At 69.8% G+C, this 16,720-nt stretch carries 14 protein-coding genes and 1 pseudogene; 9 read left to right on the top strand and 6 right to left on the bottom strand.

Translation table 11 applies throughout. The features are described from left to right. Positions 1–298: 298 nt before the first annotated feature. Positions 299–2,413, bottom strand: coding sequence for a S9 family peptidase (locus QE410_RS11090; protein ID WP_307331756.1), 2,115 nt, complete (start codon positions 2,411–2,413; stop codon positions 299–301). 209 nt (positions 2,414–2,622) lie between these two features. Here QE410_RS11090 and QE410_RS11085 point away from each other — a divergent pair, with 209 nt between their 5' ends. From QE410_RS11085 to QE410_RS11070, 4 genes and pseudogenes are all read left to right on the top strand, one after another. Then, complete coding sequence (locus QE410_RS11085; RefSeq protein WP_307331754.1) at positions 2,623–3,840, top strand: inorganic phosphate transporter; 1,218 nt, start codon at positions 2,623–2,625, stop codon at positions 3,838–3,840. Next, positions 3,840–4,169, top strand: a complete 330-nt coding sequence (locus QE410_RS11080; protein WP_307331751.1) for a peptidase — start codon at positions 3,840–3,842, stop codon at positions 4,167–4,169. The genes QE410_RS11085 and QE410_RS11080 overlap by 1 nt, the downstream gene beginning before the upstream one ends. A gap of 127 nt (positions 4,170–4,296) precedes the next feature. Then, a pseudogene (locus QE410_RS11075) lies at positions 4,297–5,197 on the top strand (phosphodiesterase). Between the two features lie 180 nt (positions 5,198–5,377). Further along, positions 5,378–6,841, top strand: coding sequence for an aspartate ammonia-lyase (locus QE410_RS11070; RefSeq protein WP_307331748.1), 1,464 nt, complete (start codon positions 5,378–5,380; stop codon positions 6,839–6,841). A 351-nt stretch (positions 6,842–7,192) separates the two neighbouring features. Here QE410_RS11070 and QE410_RS11065 read toward each other — a convergent pair whose 3' ends face one another. Continuing rightward, on the bottom strand, positions 7,193–8,059 hold the full coding sequence (locus QE410_RS11065) for a fumarylacetoacetate hydrolase family protein (RefSeq protein ID WP_307331744.1): 867 nt from the start codon (positions 8,057–8,059) through the stop codon (positions 7,193–7,195). A gap of 85 nt (positions 8,060–8,144) precedes the next feature. On the opposite strand from QE410_RS11065, the gene QE410_RS11060 reads away from it, so the two are divergent. The 3 genes from QE410_RS11060 (at position 8,145) to QE410_RS11050 (ending at position 10,547) form a co-directional block, all read left to right on the top strand. Beyond that, positions 8,145–9,305, top strand: coding sequence for a PrsW family intramembrane metalloprotease (locus QE410_RS11060; protein WP_307331740.1), 1,161 nt, complete (start codon positions 8,145–8,147; stop codon positions 9,303–9,305). A 165-nt stretch (positions 9,306–9,470) separates the two neighbouring features. Next, entirely contained in the window at positions 9,471–9,836 is a 366-nt protein-coding gene (locus QE410_RS11055; protein ID WP_307331738.1) for an FKBP-type peptidyl-prolyl cis-trans isomerase, read from the top strand. 150 nt (positions 9,837–9,986) lie between these two features. Further along, positions 9,987–10,547 (top strand): YceI family protein, encoded by a 561-nt coding sequence (locus QE410_RS11050; RefSeq protein ID WP_154921242.1) that lies wholly within the window; start codon positions 9,987–9,989, stop codon positions 10,545–10,547. A 153-nt stretch (positions 10,548–10,700) separates the two neighbouring features. Here the strand turns inward: QE410_RS11050 and QE410_RS11045 are convergent, their stop codons facing one another. Continuing rightward, the gene (locus tag QE410_RS11045) at positions 10,701–11,618 is read right to left on the bottom strand and encodes a DMT family transporter (protein ID WP_307331734.1); all 918 of its coding nucleotides are present in this window, start codon (positions 11,616–11,618) and stop codon (positions 10,701–10,703) included. A gap of 394 nt (positions 11,619–12,012) precedes the next feature. Between QE410_RS11045 and QE410_RS11040 the strand changes: the two genes are divergently transcribed. Further along, entirely contained in the window at positions 12,013–12,639 is a 627-nt protein-coding gene (locus QE410_RS11040) for a hypothetical protein (protein WP_307331732.1), read from the top strand. Between the two features lie 103 nt (positions 12,640–12,742). Here QE410_RS11040 and QE410_RS11035 read toward each other — a convergent pair whose 3' ends face one another. Together QE410_RS11035 and QE410_RS11030 are read right to left on the bottom strand one after the other, a co-directional pair. After that, the gene (locus QE410_RS11035; RefSeq protein WP_307331730.1) at positions 12,743–14,047 is read right to left on the bottom strand and encodes an MFS transporter; all 1,305 of its coding nucleotides are present in this window, start codon (positions 14,045–14,047) and stop codon (positions 12,743–12,745) included. Further along, the gene (locus QE410_RS11030) at positions 14,044–14,265 is read right to left on the bottom strand and encodes a DUF167 domain-containing protein (protein WP_307331728.1); all 222 of its coding nucleotides are present in this window, start codon (positions 14,263–14,265) and stop codon (positions 14,044–14,046) included. The genes QE410_RS11035 and QE410_RS11030 overlap by 4 nt, the downstream gene beginning before the upstream one ends. Before the next feature lie 190 nt (positions 14,266–14,455). Here QE410_RS11030 and rpsO point away from each other — a divergent pair, with 190 nt between their 5' ends. Then, the gene (gene rpsO / locus QE410_RS11025) at positions 14,456–14,725 is read left to right on the top strand and encodes a 30S ribosomal protein S15 (protein ID WP_013583433.1); all 270 of its coding nucleotides are present in this window, start codon (positions 14,456–14,458) and stop codon (positions 14,723–14,725) included. A gap of 848 nt (positions 14,726–15,573) precedes the next feature. On the opposite strand, the gene QE410_RS11020 is transcribed toward rpsO, so the two are convergent. Beyond that, complete coding sequence (locus tag QE410_RS11020) at positions 15,574–16,584, bottom strand: isopenicillin N synthase family oxygenase (RefSeq protein ID WP_307331726.1); 1,011 nt, start codon at positions 16,582–16,584, stop codon at positions 15,574–15,576. Between the last annotated feature and the right edge of the window lie 136 nt (positions 16,585–16,720).

Here is a 16,720-nt window from a genome sequence, read left to right as displayed (position 1 = left end):
CCGCCGCGGCCTCCGCGCCGCCGGAGTCCATGTCCCACTTCGTGCGAAATGCGAAATCAAGGCCCTTTTTCCGCACCGAGTGGGACATGCGCGGGGGCTGCGCGGGGCTGCGGGCCGTGGATGTCCCACTTTGTGCAGATTCGAGGCCTTCAACTCGCACGAAGTGGGACACGGGTATGCCCCGCCGCACGAGGCCATAGGGACGCCCCGCCGCGCCAGGCGATAGGAACGCCCCGCCGCACGAGGCGACGGGGCGTTCCGCTGAGGGGCGCCGGGTAAGGCAGCGCCGGCCGGTGTGTCAGTCGGCGAGGCCGAGCACGTCGAGCAGCCACGCCAGCTCGAACGCGCGCTCGCGCCAGGCGTTGTAACGGCCGCTGACGCCGCCGTGGCCGGCGACCATCTCGCACTTGAGCATCGCGTCGGCACCGACCTCGCGCAGGCGCGCGACCCACTTGGCCGGTTCGACATAGAGCACGCGGGTGTCGTTGAGCGAGGTGACCGCGAGGATCCGCGGATAGGTGACGCCGTCGCGGACGTTCTCGTACGGCGAGTACGACTTCATGTACGCGTAGACCTCGGCGTCGTGGAGCGGGTCGCCCCACTCGTCCCACTCGATGACGGTGAGCGGCAGCGACGGGTCGAGGATCGTCGTGAGCGCGTCGACGAACGGCACATCGGCCAGGATGCCGGCGAACAGCTCGGGAGCGAGGTTGGCGACGGCGCCCATGAGCAGGCCGCCCGCGCTGCCGCCTTCGGCGACGATGCGATCCGGGGTGGTGTAGCCCTCGGACACGAGGTGACGCGCCGCGGCGACGAAGTCGGTGAAGGTGTTGCGTTTGGCGAGCAGCTTGCCGTCTTCGTACCATTGACGACCCATTTCGCCGCCGCCGCGCACATGGGCGACGGCGAAGACGACGCCCCGGTCGAGCAGCGACAGACGCGGCACCGAGAAGCCGGGCTCGATCGAGTGCTCGTAGGAGCCGTAGCCGTAGAGGTGCACGGGGCGAGGCGACGCGCCGGGCTCGCCGAACGAGCGCTTCCACACCAGCGACACGGGGACCCGCGTGCCGTCGTCGGCGGGCGCCCAGACGCGCGCCTGCCCGTAATCGGCCGGGTCGAAGCCGCCGAGCACCGGCTGGCGCTTGCGCAGCAGCAGCTCGCCGGTGTCGACGACGTAGTCGTACACCGTGCCGGGGGTGACGAACGAGCCGTAGCCGAGGCGCAGCACCGGGGGAGCCCACTCGGGATTGCCGCCCGTGCCGACGCTGTACAGCGGCTCGTCGAACGCGATCTCGGTCACGGCGCCGTCGGCGTACGACAGCATGCCCAGGCGCGCGAGCCCGTCGCGGCGGTAGCCGACCACGCCCCAGTCGCGGAACGTGTCGACACCCAGCAGACGGTGGCCGGCGCGGTGGGCGATCACCGTCTCGCGCGCCCCCTGGGGGTCGGATGCCGAGACCCGCACGAGCTCGAAATCGAGGGCGCCGTCGTTGTGCAGGATGTAGAGCACGTCTTCGCCGTCGACCAGGGCGTGCGACGAGGAGTATTCGACGCCTTCGCGTCGCGGCCACACCACGCGGGGCTCGCCCCGGAGGTCGTCGGCGTCGAGGAGCCACTCCTCGCTCGTGATCGACGAGCCCATCTCGATGACGAGGTAGCGGTCACTGCGGGTGAAGTCGGCGCCGACCCAGTAGCGGTCGTCGCTCTCGTGGAAGAGCTTCACGTCGGCATCGACGGGGGTGCCGATCTCGTGCAGCCACACGGTGTCGGGCCGCCACGCGTCGTCGACCGTGGTGTAGACGATGAAGCGGCCGTCGGGTGAGAAGGAGGCGCCCGAGAACGTTCCGGGGATCTCGTCGGCGAGCGTCTCGCCGGTGGTGAGGTCGCGCACCCGCAGGGTGTAACGCTCGTCGCCGGCGACATCGATGCCGTAGAGCATGCGCGTGCCGTCGCGGGAGATCTCGAAACTGCCGAGCGAGAAGAAGTCGGTGCCCTCCGCCTCGACGTTGCCGTCGAACAGCACCTGCTCGCCGGGGACGGGGCGGTCGGGGGAGAGGGTCGGCGGGGTCCAGTCGTCGGGGGAACCGAGCGGCGCACGGCACTGGATGCCGTACTGCGCTCCCGCCACGGTGCGGCCGTAGTACCACCAGTCGCCGCGCCGGGCGGGGACCGACAGGTCGGTCTCGAGGGTGCGGCCCTTGATTTCGCCGAAGATCGCGTCGCGCAGCGGGCCGAGGCCGGCGGTGCGCGCCGTCGTGTAGTCGTTCTCGGCCTCGAGGTGGGCGACGACCTCGGCGTCGTCTTTCGCGCGGAGCCACTCGTACGGGTCGTCGAACGTGTCGCCGTGGTGGGTGCGCGGCGCGGGGCGGCGTTCGGTGACGGGCGGGGTCGGCTGGTGCTGGAGGTCGGTCACCGTTCCACGGTAGTGCGCCGTCCCGACATCGACCCGAGATGACGCTCCGGATGCCGCGCGGCCCGCGCCGTGCGCGTTTGACCATCGCCGCCGCCGGTGAAAGGATGTCGTCGCGACCTCGTTGAACGAGTGTCGAACTCCAGGTGAACTCTTCGTTCGTCACGCCGGTCCCGTCGGCATCCCTTCTTCCTTCTCACGGAAAGCGAACGGTGGAGAGCGCAGCCCTCATCATCGTGCTGGTCATCGCGCTGGCACTCTTCTTCGACTTCACCAACGGCTTCCACGACACCGCGAACGCGATGGCCACCCCCATCGCGACCGGTGCGCTGAAGCCCAAGGTGGCGGTCCTGCTCGCCGCGTGCCTCAACCTGGTCGGCGCCTTCCTGTCGACGGAGGTCGCCAAGACCATCTCGGGCGGCATGATCCGCGAAGACCAGTTGAGTCCCGACATCTTCCCGCCGATCATCTTCGCCGGCCTCATCGGCGCGATCACGTGGAACATGCTGACGTGGCTGCTGGGTCTGCCGTCGAGCTCGTCGCACGCCCTCTTCGGCGGCCTCATCGGGGCGACGCTGGTGGGCGTGGGCGCAAGCGCCATCGATGCGGGAGTTGTGCTGAGCAAGGTCATCCTGCCGGCGCTCATCGCGCCTCTGACCGCGGGAATCATCGCCTTCGCCGTGACCAAGATCGCCTACGGCGTCACCCGCCGCTACGACATGAAGGCCGACGGGCGCGACGGCTTCCGCTGGGGGCAGATCTTCACGTCGTCGCTGGTCGCCCTCGCCCACGGCACGAACGACGCGCAGAAGACGATGGGCGTCATCACCCTGGCCCTCATCACGGTGGGCTGGCAGTCGACGTCGAACCCCGACCCGCAGCTGTGGGTCGTCTTCGCCTGTGCCATCACCATCGCCCTCGGCACGTACATGGGCGGCTGGCGCATCATCCGCACCCTCGGCAAGGGCCTGACCGACGTCAAGCCGGCCCAGGGCTTCTCGGCCGAGACCTCCACGGCGGCGACGATCCTGGCATCCAGTGCCCTCGGCTTCGCGCTGTCGACGACGCAGGTCGCCTCGGGATCGGTCATCGGATCGGGCCTCGGCCGTCGCGGATCGACCGTGCGGTGGAACACCGTGGGGCGCATCATGATCGGGTGGGTGCTGACCCTCCCCGCCGCCGGCGCCGTGGGCGCTGCAGCCGCGCTGATCGTGGTGTGGCTGGGCGGCTGGGGTGTCGCCGTCGACGCGGTCATCGCGGTCGTGATCGTCCTCGGGTTGTTCCTGCGCTCGCGCCGCGACTCGGTCACCTCCGCCAACGCCATGAGCGAGGTCGCCGACTCGGGAGCGGCGGTCAAGGTTCCCCGTAAGCCCGGGCCCACGCGTCGCCAGCGCCGCCTCGACCGCGCCAAGGCCGGGAAGGACGCCTGATGCTCATCAACTGGGAAGCCTTCCTGCAGGTCTTCGTCGCCGCCCTGCTGGGCGCCTCGATCGTCGTGACGTTTTACGCCCTGGGTCTGCGTCTGCTCGTTCGCGGCGGGCGTCCGCCGCTGGTGGCACCGGTGGAGTTCACGGATGCCATCACGGTGCTCTCCGACAAGCAGCGGCGCCGTCATGAGAAGGCCGTGGCGAAAGCGGCGAAGAAGAACCCCCTGAGCGAGGGGCAGAAGCGCCTGTCGCTCGTGGGCGCCTACGCGTGCTTCGCGGTGTGCGCGGCGGCGGTGCTCGGCGCGCTGCTGCTCATCCTCGTCAACCACTGATCGGATGCCGGGGTGCCCGGCTCTTCAGCCGGTCGGCCTCGCGACCGTCGGCGGGGGCCGTCTGCCTCGCGGGTTCGCCGCGCGGGGCGCCGGGCACGATGTCGGACCCCCCTCTTAGGCTGAGGCCATGGCATCCGTGCAGTTCGGTCAGCACGCGCCCGCGGCGCGCGTGATCCTCCACCTCAGCGACACCCACCTGCTGGGCGGCGACCGCCTGCTCGGCGAGCGGTACGACACCGCGCGGCACCTGCGCCGCACCCTGCGCGCCGCCGAGAAGACCCGTGTGCGTCCGGATGCCGTGGTGTTCACCGGTGACCTGACCGACCTGGGTGAGCCCGAGGCCTACCGCGCCCTCCGCGCCGAGGTGGAGCCGTGGGCCGAGCGGCTGGGGGCTCCGGTGATCTGGGTGGCGGGCAATCACGACGAGCGTCCGGCGATGCGTGCACAGCTGCTCGACGCGGAGGCGAACGACGAGCCCGTGACCGGGGTGTACGACCTCGGCGGCCTCCGCCTCATCGCTCTCGACTCCACCGTTCCCGGCTGGCACCACGGCGACCTCGATGCCGCGCAGCTGACGTGGCTGCGCGGCGAGCTCGCCGAACCCGCGCCGCTCGGCACGATCCTCGCGCTGCATCACCCGCCGCTTCCCACCCACATCCCGTTCTTCGACATCCTCGAGCTGCGCGATCAGTCCGCTCTGGCCGACATCGTCCGGGGGAGCGATGTGCGCGCGATCCTCGCGGGTCATCTGCACTACTCCACCTCGGGCACCTTCGCGGGAGTCCCGGTGAGCGTGGCCGCCGCGTCCCTGTTACACGATGGACCTCGCCCGCCCCGCCGACGAGGTGAACGGGATGGATGCCGGGCGCTCGTTCCACCTCGTGCACGTGTGGCACGACACGATCACGCATGCCGTCGTGCCGGTCGTCGACGCGGAGGCGTCGGGATACTTCACCCCCGAGTGGACGGCGCGCATGGCCGCGCTCAGCCCGGACGAGCGGCTCGAGGCGTTCTCGCGCAAGCGGTGACCAGTGGCCCGGTGCGTCCCGTGCGCCTCGACGGGCCGGCAGCGGGCCGATCGAGGCGTGCAATAGACGCACCGGCGGGTGCGGATGGCGCGGCAGGCCGTGGCGGCCAGGGCGGTGGCGGAGAGCGGTGGATAGGCTCGTGGCATCCCTTCTCGCCGTGACACCCACAAGGACGTACCCATGGCCCTGGACGCTCTGACGCGCACCCGTACCGAGACCGACTCCCTGGGATCCCTCGAGATCCCCGCCGACGCATACTGGGGCATCCACACCGCGCGGGCGCTGGAGAACTTCCCGATCGCGAAGCGCCCGATCTCGGTCTACCCCGATCTCGTGCGCGGTCTCGCGATGGTCAAACAGGCGTCGGCCCGCGCCAACGCCGAGATCGGCGTCCTCGACGAGGCCAAAGCAGATCTCATCGACCGCGCGGCCCAGCGCGTCATCGACGGAGAGTTCCACGACGAGTTCACCGTCGGCGTCATCCAGGGCGGGGCCGGCACCTCGACGAACATGAACGCCAACGAGGTCATCACGAACATCGCCCTCGAGATGGCGGGCCGCGAGAAGGGCGACTACGCCTTCCTGTCGCCGATCGACGACACCAACCGCAGCCAGTCGACGAACGACGTCTACCCGACCGCGATCAAGATCGGTCTCTCGCTCACGCTGCAGAGCCTCCTCGAAGAGCTCGCGCTGCTGCGGCAGTCGTTTTTGCGCAAGTCGGAGGAGTTCCACGACGTGCTGAAGGTCGGGCGGACCCAGCTGCAGGATGCCGTGCCCATGACGCTCGGGCAGGAGTTCCACGGGTTCGCGACCACCCTCGGCGAGGACTACAGCCGCCTCACCGAGAACGCGTACCTGATGTACGAGATCAACATGGGCGCCACCGCGATCGGCACGGGCATCACCGCGCACGCCGGCTACGGGGGAGCGGTGCTGCGGCACCTGCGGGCGATCACGGGCCTCGACCTCGAGACCGCGAGCGATCTGGTCGAGTCGACGAGCGACACGGGCGCCTTCATGTCGTTCTCGTCGTCGCTCAAGCGCAACGCCGTCAAGCTGTCGAAGATCTGCAACGACCTGCGCCTGCTGTCGAGCGGTCCGCAGGCCGGTCTCGGCGAGATCAATCTGCCGCCGCGGCAGGCCGGGTCGAGCATCATGCCGGGGAAGGTCAACCCCGTCATCCCCGAGGTCGTGAACCAGGTCGCCTTCTCGGTCGTCGGAGCCGACATGACGGTGACCATGGCCGTCGAGGGCGGCCAGCTGCAGCTCAACGCCTTCGAGCCGGTGATCGCGCACTCGATCTACCAGTCCATCACCTGGATGCGTCAGGCCATGTGGACGCTCCGGGTCAACTGCGTCGACGGCATCACGGCCAACCGCGAGCGCCTGGGGGCCATGGTGGGTTCCTCGGTCGGCGTGGTCACGGCGCTCACCCCGTTCATCGGCTACTCCGCGGCCGCGGCCCTCGCCAAGACGGCGCTGCTGACGCACCGCAACGTCGCCGACCTCGTCGTCGAGGCGGGGCTGATGACGCGCGACGAGGTCACGAAGCAGATCTCGCCCGCACGCCTGTCGGGTCTGCAGACGGTCACGGCGGCGATCCCGATCATCCGCTCGGCCGACAGCGTCGTCGAGGAGTGACGCGCTGACCGCATGGCGTTGAGCGCGCGTCGACCGGCCCGCTCGCAGCGCACACGGCCCGCTCCGGCCGCGTCGCGAGTGGGCATCTCGCCGACATCTCGTTCGCCGTGTGCGACCGACTCGTCAGCGAGGTGCAGCCGCGCCGCGCCCCGGCGTGCTCCGTCACGCCCCCGCCGGGCGGCCCGGCCGGGCGTCCGCGCCGCGCGCCCGCGCGTTCCGCCACGCCCCCCGCCGTGCGCTCCGCGCCCTGCGCCCGCGCCGCGCGCCCGCGCGTTCCGGGCCCGCGCCCCGCGCCCCGCGCGTTCCGCGCCGCGCGCCCGCGCGTTCCGGGCCCGCGCGCCCCGCGCCCCGTCAGTCGAGGATGCGGCAGTGCGTAGTGAGTTCGCCGATGCCGTCGATGCCCACGGTCACGGTCGAGCGGTCGCGCAGGAAGATCTGCGGATCGCGCGAGTAGCCGGCGCCGCCGGGGCTGCCGGTGGAGATGAGGGTGCCGGGCAGCAGCGTCACCGACTCCGACAGCTTGTGGATGAGCGTCGCAACGGACCGCACCATCTGGCCGGTGCTGGCATCCTGCACCGTGTGACCGTCGACGACGGTCCAGATGTGCAGATCTTGCGGGTCGGGGATCTCGTCGGCCGTCACCACGAAGGGTCCCGTCGGGGTGAACCCGTCGAACGACTTGCAGCGCGACCACTGCGCCTCGGAGAACTGGATGTTGCGGGCGGTGATGTCATTGACGACGGTGTAGCCCCACACGTGCGGCAGGGCATCGGCTTCGGCGATGTCGCGGCCGGGGCGACCGATGATCACGCCGAGCTCGGCTTCGTAGTCGACGGCCTCGCTGAGCGCGCGCGGCCAGGAGGTGGTGGCCTCGTGGGCGGTGAGCGAGTTGGGCCACAGCACGAACACCGTGGGCCCGGCGTCGGTCTTGAGCCCGAGCTCTCCCGAGTGCGCCGCGTAGTTCAGACCGACCGCGAGGATCGAGGGCGGGGCGAGAACGGCGGAGGCGAACCGGATGCCGGAGAGCGGATGCCGCGGCGCCGCGGGGGCCGCTTCGCGGACGCGGTCGAGCAGCGCGTCGCCACCGGCGATGAGGTGCTCGAGCGTCGACGGTGCACCCTCGAAGAGCTCGTCGACGAAGACGAACTCCTCGCCGTGGACGGAGATGAGACGGGGGGCTTCGGCCCCTTCCTGGGACTGGGCGTGGGCGAAGCGCATGCCTCCACGCTACCCGGACGGGCGCGCCGCCGGGGAGCTCGCAAGCCCCGGATGCCATGTCGGAGGCCGCATCTAGGCTGTGCGCATGAGTTCCCCCTCGCCGTTCTCCCGACCCGGTTCGGGTGAAGCCACGCGCATCGCGGCGGCGCCGCAGGCGGCAGCCTCCGCAGCCCCGCCGCGATCGCGCCGCGGGGGTGTGGCGCTGTGGGTGGTCGCCGTGCTCCTCGTGCCCCTGCTCGCGCTGCTCGTGCGCTACTTCACGGGATTCCTGGGCACCGCGGCATCCTTCATCGGACTGATCCTGGCCGCGATCCCCTTCGTGATCGTGTGGTTCGCGGTGCGCTACATCGACCGGTGGGAGCCCGAGCCGCGCCGGCTGCTGGTCTTCGCGGTGGCGTGGGGGGCCATCGCGTCCGTGGTCATCGCTCTCGCCGTCGACCTACTTGTGACACTGGTGACCGGGGGTCTACCGCCCGCTTTCAGTTCCGTCGTGCAGGCGCCGATCGTCGAAGAGATCGCCAAGGGGCTCGGTGTGCTGCTCATCTTCTGGTTCGCGCGTCGCGCCTTCGACGGCCCCGTCGACGGCATCGTCTACGGGGCGCTCATCGGCGCGGGCTTCGCGCTCACCGAGAACGTGCAGTACTTCGCCATCAGCTACCTCGAGGGCGGCCCCGTCCAGGTGGCGAGCACCTTCTTCCTGCGGGCGGTGCTGTCGCCCTTCGCCCACGTGATGTTCACGTGCCTGACGGGCTTCGCGTTCGGCCTGGCTGCGCGGCGCGGGCTCAGCACGGGTGGCGCGCTGCGCTACGGCATCCCGGGGGTCATCGGGGCGATCGTGCTGCACGCGCTGTGGAACGGCTCGGCGACGTTCTTCGACTTCTTCGAGCTCTACGCGGCGCTGCAGGTGCCGCTGTTCGTGCTGTTCATCCTCGGCATCCTGGCGTTGCGCCGCGAAGAGACGCGGCTGACGCGCGCGCGACTCGGCGAGTACGCGGCGGCGGGGTGGTTCACCCCGCAAGAGGTCGACATGCTCGCCACGGGCCCCGGGCGCCGCTCGGCGGTGGCGTGGGCGCGCACCCTGCCCGGCGATCGCTCAGCGGTGATGAAGACGTTCATCACGGATGCCACGGCCCTCGCCGCCGCTCGCCAGCGTTCGCTGTCGGGCCGCGACCCCCACGCCCCGGCCACCGAGCGCTACCTCCTGGAACGGACGATGGCGGCACGTACGGCTCTGCTCGGACCGTGAGTACGGGGTGGGTCTTGACAGCGCGCCCGCGCGAGCGCACCATCGACGTAGGCCAACTCAGCGCCCGGGAGACACGCAGGCATCGCCGCGGCACCGGGCGCTGAGTGTTTTCGCGGGTCGTGTCCAGGGGCTTCGCGAGCGGCGCGGGCGTGCTTGGATGGGAGCATGACTGATCGCACCAAGCCGGAGTTCGACGCTCCCAGCGGCCCCGCCCCCTCCGACCTCGTCATCCGCGACATCATCGTCGGCGACGGCGACGAGGCGAAGCCCGGCGACACCGTCACGGTTCACTACGCCGGTGTCGAGTACGACTCGGGCGAGGAGTTCGACTCGTCGTGGGGTCGTGGCGAGAGCATCCAGTTCCCCCTCCGCGGCCTCATCCAGGGCTGGCAGGACGGCATCCCGGGTATGAAGGTCGGCGGACGCCGCGAGCTCGTCATCCCCCCGCACCTCGCCTACGGTCCGGCCGGTGGGCACTTCCTCGGCGGCAAGACCCTCATCTTCATCATCGACCTGCTCAAGGTCGGCTGATCAGGCGTTCTTCACCCAGAATTCACGAACCCGAGGGGGCTGCGGCTCCCTCGGGTTCGTCGTTTTCCTCGATCGTGGAATACATTCGTATGAATGGGAGTTGATTCCCGGCAGGACGCCGACGCGGCTCCCCAGACCTCAAGGAGTGACATGACCGACACCACCACCCTCGACATCCCCGGCTACAAGGCGGGCACCTGGGTGCTCGACCCCTCGCACAGCGAGGTCACCTTCTCGGTGCGCCACATGATGATCTCGAAGGTCCGCGGAACCTTCGGCATGAAGAGCGCCACGATCGTCGCCCCCGAGAACCCGCTCGAGGCCACCGTCGAGGCATCCGTCGACGTCACCTCGGTCGACACCAAAGACGAGGGCCGCGACCAGCACCTGCGCTCGGCCGAGTTCTTCGACGTGGAGACCTACCCGACGATGGACTTCCGCTCCACCGGCGTGCGCCTCGAAGACGGCGACTTCCTCGTCGACGGCGACCTGACCATCCGCGGCATCACCAAGCCCGCCACTTTCGCACTCGACTTCGGCGGCTTCGGTACCGACCCGTGGGGCAACTACAAGGCCGGCGCCACCGCCAAGACGGTCGTCAACCGCGAGGACTTCGGCCTCACCTGGAACGCCGCGCTCGAGACCGGCGGCGTGCTCGTCGGCAAGGACGTCACCATCGAGCTCGACCTGCAGCTCACGCTCCAGGCCTGATCGATCCGCAGCGCCCGCTGCGGGACCGGTCCCTTCGACGGCCCCGGATGCTTCGGCATCCGGGGCCGTCGTCGTATCCGCCGAACAGGCGCGCGAGTCAGGCGTGGGAGCCCGGCGGGGGAGTCAGGCGGGCGCGCGGGCTCGCAAACGGTCTCAGGTGCGGGCGTGGTGCGGCAGGCGGATCCGCTGCTGCACGAGCAGAATCCCGAGGAACACCACCGCGGCACCGACCGGCTCGTTCCACGAGATGCGCTCGCCGAGGATCAGGATGCCGAGCGCCACCCCGACCACCGGGGTGATGTACGTGACGGTCGAGGCTCGCGTGGGCCCCCAAGCGCGCAGCACGTTCTGGTTCCAGACGTAGGCGAAGCCGGTGCCCAGTACGCCGAGCGTGACGATGCTGGCGAGCACCGGGAGCGTGAGGTGCGGGGGTTCGGCGAGGATCACCGGGGAGAGCAGCACCATGAGTGCCGCCGCGGGCGCGATGTAGCCGAAGGCGAGGGAGATGCCCGACAGCCCGGTATCGCCGAGGAACCGACGCATGTAGGCCAGGCTGAAGCCGTAGCAGGCGGTGGCGCCCAGCAGGGCGAGCTGCGCGACGGTGCTGTCGGCGATGTCGCCGACAGCACCCGGGGCGATGATCACGACCACCCCGACGATGCCGACGGCGATGCCCATCAGCTGGCCCACCTTCAGGTTCTCGACGCGGAACACCGCCCACGCCATGACCGCGGTCATGATCGGGGTCGTCGCGTTGAAGATGCTCGCGAGTCCCGACGGCACGTGCTGCTCCGCCCACGCGAACAGCAGGAACGGGATGGCGCAGAACGTCAGGCCGAGCAGACAGAGGTGCGCCCAGATCCGTCGCCCCCGCGGCAGGCGCTCCCGACGGATCGCGACGATCGCCGCGAGCGTGACCGCGCCGAACAACAGACGACCTCCCGCCACCTGCGCCGGTGTCATGCCCGTGAGAGCGACCGCGATGAAGAGGAAGCTCGAGCCCCACACGATGCCGGCCAGCACGAACTGCACGGCGATCGACACGGGGGAGGGAGAAGGAGTGGATGCCACGTGCCCGACACTACGACCGGGCTCCGACATCCATCGGCGCGGGGGAGTGCGATGGCCGGAATCCGCCGTCGGTCGGCAGGAGGGCGCCGGCGGCCGCCAACGGTTCGTGCGCGTCTGCCAATGGGGTCGAAAATGGAGCCAGCTTCGAGACCGCGGTAGTTCACCCGACGGGCGAAGAGGGGCACGTTGCACGTCTAGGAGTCGACAACGGCAGGATGGACTGCCGCGTAGCCGTCGGCGTTCTCAATACGGTCGTGCCGTGAGCAGACATCAGCGAAGAGGTGCAGCGACTGAGAACGACACCGCCCGATGTGGTGCGACGCGTTGTTCGGCAGTGGCGGCACCACCCCCTCTGACCGCGTGGGATCGGCGTTGTAAGAAATTCTCGATCTGGATGAACCCGCTTGCAGCACTCGGCGCATTCGTGGCCTCGGTGGTCTTCGGAATCACTACGGTGAGTCAACAGGCGCTGCAGGCTGATGCCGTCGTGTCGGCGGATCGACAGAACTCCGCTCTTACAGCGATGGGTGCGGCCTACGACGTGTACGACAGGGGGTCTCGCGCTCTCGCGGCGGCAGAGCGGATCGGGAAGAATGTCTCCGATCCTGCGGGGTCGTTCGTGACGGACGCCGGTCAGGAATCGGACACGGCCACCCAGGTTGCTTCCTCGGCGTTGGTGTCTGCTCAACTCAAGACGGCCGGGTACCCGACCTTCGAGCAGATGAGGTCACTGGAGGACACCGTGGCGCGCACGCGTGCCGCCATTGCGCTCTTCTTCAACGATGCGATCGCGCCTGGTGAGGTCAGCTTGGGTGAGCATGCGATCGACGGGGTGAATGCGCGCCAAGCGCTACGGTCGATGCTCGTCGCTCTGAACAATACGTGGGACACCATCGGGTGCGACTTCGGGTACCGAACGGGAAAGGGGGCAGATGCAGCAGTCAACTGCCCCGCGACTCCGGCGCCTGTTCTGAGCATCGACCTTCCCCCGGGTACCGTGCGAGAGGGTGTCCCCGGCTGAGAGACGTCTCCGAGGACTCCGCCGGTAAGACGGTTCAGCGACCTAGCCTCCAAACGCATCCCTCGGTCGGTCCATCCTCCGGACTCGTGCTGACTACGCCCGCCTAGGGCTGGGGATCGAGCGCGTCGTAGTGCCTGAATCGCGGCGACAGGCGCACCAGGGCGCCGACCAGGGCGAGGATCAGGATGCCGCCGAACAGCGGTGGAACCCAGAGCGCGGCGATGGTCGCGAGGGTGCCGGCATAGAGGGCGCCGACGCGGGGGCCGCCGGCCACCACGACGATGAAGATTCCCTGGAGGCGGCCGCGCATGGCATCCGGAACCGCCGCCTGCATCATGGTCGAGCGATAGATCGCGCTGACGTTGTCGGCGGCGCCCGAGACGGCGAGAACGAGGGCGGCAACGACGATGAGCGCGACGGCGGCATGGGACTCGTCGACGATGTCGGGGCGCAGCCAGCCGAGGCTGGCGGCGAGCAGGACGAGCCCGAAGGCGCCGATCGACAGACCGTAGACCTGGATCGCCCGTTCGATGCCGAGGCCCTGGCGGCGCACGCGTCCGATGGGGCCGGAGAACAGGCTCGACAAGAACGCCCCCGCCGCGACGGCCGCCGTGAGCACGCCGGTGGTGATCGCGCCCCCGCCGAGCAGCACGGCGCCGATGGCCGGGAAGAGGGCGACGGGTTGACCGAACGTCATCGCGATGATGTCGAGGATGTACTGCAGGCGGATGTTCGGCGCGCGCCGCAGGAACCGGATGCCGTCGCGCAACGACTCCAGGCCCGGGCGCACCACCTCGCCCTCGGGGCGGAGTCTCGGCAAGGACCACAGGCCGAGGAAGAGCGAGGTCATGAGCAGCACGTCGAGTGAGTACGTCCAGGCGTAGCCGGCGAATGCCACGAGCACGCCGGCGAGGGCGGGGCCCGCCATCACCATGATGCCGACGGTGACGCCCTGCAGCGCCGCCGCGGCGGGGAGGAGGTCTCGGGGGATGAGGCGCGGGGTGATGGCCGACTTCGTCGCCATGACGATCGAGTTCGCGGCGGAGTTCACCACGCTGAGCACGAAGAGCCAGCCGACCGTCTCGAGCCCCGACCACGCCAGGACCGCGAGCAGTGCAGTGGACGCGAATGTCACCACCGCCGCCAGGAGGGCGACGGTGCGCCGGTCGAAGGCATCGGCGAGCATGCCCCCGTACAGGCCGGCGACGATCATCGGCAGCAACCCCGCCACCGCGATCATCGATACTGCGAACGTGCTCTGGGTCAGTTCGAACACGTGCAGCATGACGGCCACGACCGTCAGCTGGCCGCCGAGCCCCGCCAGCGTCGACCCGATCCACAAGCGGGCGAACGCCGGGGAGGTGGTGAGCGGACGCAAGTCGATGAACGCGCTCTGTCGCACGCTCACGCGTCGACCTCGACGCGCTTCACCCGCGCCGCGTGACCGCGGAGGATCTCGACATCACGGGGCGCGACGGCGAAGTGGGCGGCCAGGGCTCTCACGACCCCGGCGTTCGCGGCGCCGTCGACCGCGCGCTCGCGCACGTGGACGACGAGGCCGTCAGCGGTGTCTTCGACGAGGGGACCGAGGCGGCTTCCGGGCTTGACGCGGACGGTGAGCTGCACGTGTCGAGGCTACGCCAGGCCTCCGACATCGGACGGTGGTCGACCGAGCGCGAGGCGTCGCCGGGCGGTGCGTTCGTGGCATCCGGATGCTGGTAGACTCATGCGGTTGCCGTTCGATCGGCCGCGGATAAAGAGAGCTCGCACATCGTGTGACGGGCGCCGCGCAATGAGAAGGAAGGGGATCCCATCTATGGCACTCGAAGCAGACGTCAAGAAGGCGATCATCGAAGAGTACGCGACGCACCCCGGTGACACCGGATCCCCCGAGGTGCAGGTCGCGATGATGACGCAGCGCATCAAAGACCTCACCGAGCACCTCAAGATCCACAAGCACGACCACCACTCGCGCCGTGGACTCTTCCTGCTCGTCGGTCAGCGCCGTCGCCTGCTGGGTTACCTGCAGGACGTCGACATCAACCGTTACCGCTCGCTCATCGAGCGTCTCGGTCTGCGTCGCTAATCGCACCAGCGTTCTATCGCGCAAAACATTCTTGGAAGGCCGCCCCACGGTGTGGGGCGGCCTTCGGCGTCCCCGGATGCTCATTCTCGCGGCACCCGCGCGGCGCGAGGGCTTGTCGCGCTGTCGCCCCTGCGGACACCACCGCGCGGCGTCTCCCTCCGCGAGAAACGCCGCACCGTGTGAGAAACGCTCTGTCGAGGCGTGTCTCGCGCGGAACGGCGTTTCTCGGGGCGCGGAGCGCGTCTTCCCCGACGCGGAGCGCGTCTACCCCCGCGCGAACCGCGCTTGACGCGTGCGCAAACGGCGTCGTCGCCGCGCGGCGTCTCCCTCCGCGAGAAACGCCGCCCCGTGTGAGAAACGCTCTGTCGAGGCGTGTCTCGCGCGGAACGGCGTTTATCGCCACGCGAAGCGCGTCTACCCGCGCGCAGAGCGCGTCTACCCCCGCGCGAACCGCGCTTGACGCCTGCGCAAACGGCGTTCGTCGCGGCGCAGCGTCTCCCTTCGCGAGAAACGGCGTCCCGTGTGAGAAACGCTCTGTCGAGGCGTGTCTCGCGCGAAACGGCGTTTGTCGGGGCGCAGAGCGCGTCTTCCCCGACGCAGAGCGCGTCTACCCCCGCGCAGAGCGCGTCTACCCCCGCGTAGAGCGCGCTTGACGCGGGCGCAAACGGCGTTCGTCGCCGCACGGCGCCTCCCTCCGCGAGAAACGCCGCCCCGTGTGAGAAACGCTCTGTCGAGGCGTGTCTCGCGCGAAACGGCGTTTCTCGCCACGCAGAGCGCGCCTACCCCCCAACGCACAGCGCGTGCGCCCCGCGCAGAGCGCGACTACCGAGCGGACGCGACCGGCCGGGTTAGGATGCCGAGCGGGCGGCCAGGAGGTCGGGATGCCAGCGCTCGGCCACGTCGGGGTGGGCCCGCAGACGCGACTTGAGCGCATTCTCACCGTAGGTCGCGTGGATGGGATTGGTCGGGTCGTCCTCGACCCCCCGCGCCTCGGCGGCGAGCTCGGCCGGCAGCTCGATGATCGGCAGGCGCGCGTCGAGAGCCGGGTTGAAGAAGAACGGCACCGAGATGCGCTCGTCGGGGAAGCGCGGTGAGATCACACGGTGGTTCGTGGCGCGGAGGTAGCCCTGCGTGGCGTACTCGAGCAGTTCGCCGATATTGACGACGAACGCGCCGGGAACCGGGGGCGCGTCGACCCATTCGCCGTCACGCTCGACCTGGAGTCCGCCCTTGCCGGGCTCGACCCAGAGCAGCGTGAGGACGCCGGAATCCTTGTGCGCGCCGACTCCCTGCTGCGGCGTGGGGTCGTCCTTGCCGGGGTAGCGCACGATCTTGATGAGCGTCTGCGGGTCGCCGAAGTGGCGGTCGAAGTACTGCTCCTCGGCGCCGAGGGCGAGAGCCCAGGCGCGCAGCAGTTTGCGGGCGACGCCGGTGAGGTGGTCGTGCCACTCGGTGACGACGTCCTTCAGTTCGGGCTGGGCGCCAGGCCAGAGGTTGGGGCCGATGAGCCGGTTGTAGCCCGGGCCGCCGGGGATCGCGTCGCGCTCCGGCCCGATGTCGATCTGCTCGCGCCAATCGACGCGGCCCTGCGTGCGCTCGCCGCCGACGCGCGTGTAGCCGCGGAAGTGCGGGCTCGTGACGTTCTCGATCGAGAGTTTCTCGGCCTCGGGGAGCGCGAAGAAGTCCTTCGCGGCCTGGAGCAGTCGCGCCTCCAGCTCGGCGCTGACGCCGGTGCCGGTCAGGTAGAAGAAGCCGACGTCGTGGGTTGCGGCGCGCAGCTCGTCGCGGAAGCGGGCGGCGGCACCCGGACCCTCGTCGAGGAGCGAGAGGTCGAGTACGGGGAGATTGAGCGCGGACATGCGAAGAGGCTAGGTCGGTCGCTCGATCGGTGGGGCGAATGTTGCCGACGATTACTCCGCCCACTCCGTCGCCGGAAATCGGGCGTGCGCGAAGAGGCGAAAGTGCGTAATCTGTCACAGTCAGGTGAGGCTGCCC

It is taken from the genome of Microbacterium sp. SORGH_AS_1204 (assembly GCF_030818935.1).
GTDB lineage: Bacteria > Actinomycetota > Actinomycetes > Actinomycetales > Microbacteriaceae > Microbacterium.
The sequence above is the reverse complement of the archived record's forward strand: the minus strand, read 5'-3'. Positions and strand labels throughout refer to the sequence as shown.

Excerpts from the sequence above, each read along its gene's own strand:
- QE410_RS11055 (WP_307331738.1), top strand. The coding sequence starts at position 9,471 with ATGACTGATCGCACCAAGCCGGAGTTCGACGCTCCCAGCGGCCCCGCC.
- QE410_RS11065 (WP_307331744.1), bottom strand. The coding sequence starts at position 8,059 with ATGCGCTTCGCCCACGCCCAGTCCCAGGAAGGGGCCGAAGCCCCCCGT.
- rpsO (WP_013583433.1), top strand. The coding sequence starts at position 14,456 with ATGGCACTCGAAGCAGACGTCAAGAAGGCGATCATCGAAGAGTACGCG.
- QE410_RS11050 (WP_154921242.1), top strand. The coding sequence starts at position 9,987 with ATGACCGACACCACCACCCTCGACATCCCCGGCTACAAGGCGGGCACC.
- QE410_RS11060 (WP_307331740.1), top strand. The coding sequence starts at position 8,145 with ATGAGTTCCCCCTCGCCGTTCTCCCGACCCGGTTCGGGTGAAGCCACG.
- QE410_RS11070 (WP_307331748.1), top strand. The coding sequence starts at position 5,378 with ATGGCCCTGGACGCTCTGACGCGCACCCGTACCGAGACCGACTCCCTG.
- QE410_RS11040 (WP_307331732.1), top strand. The coding sequence starts at position 12,013 with ATGAACCCGCTTGCAGCACTCGGCGCATTCGTGGCCTCGGTGGTCTTC.
- QE410_RS11080 (WP_307331751.1), top strand. The coding sequence starts at position 3,840 with ATGCTCATCAACTGGGAAGCCTTCCTGCAGGTCTTCGTCGCCGCCCTG.
- QE410_RS11020 (WP_307331726.1), bottom strand. The coding sequence starts at position 16,584 with ATGTCCGCGCTCAATCTCCCCGTACTCGACCTCTCGCTCCTCGACGAG.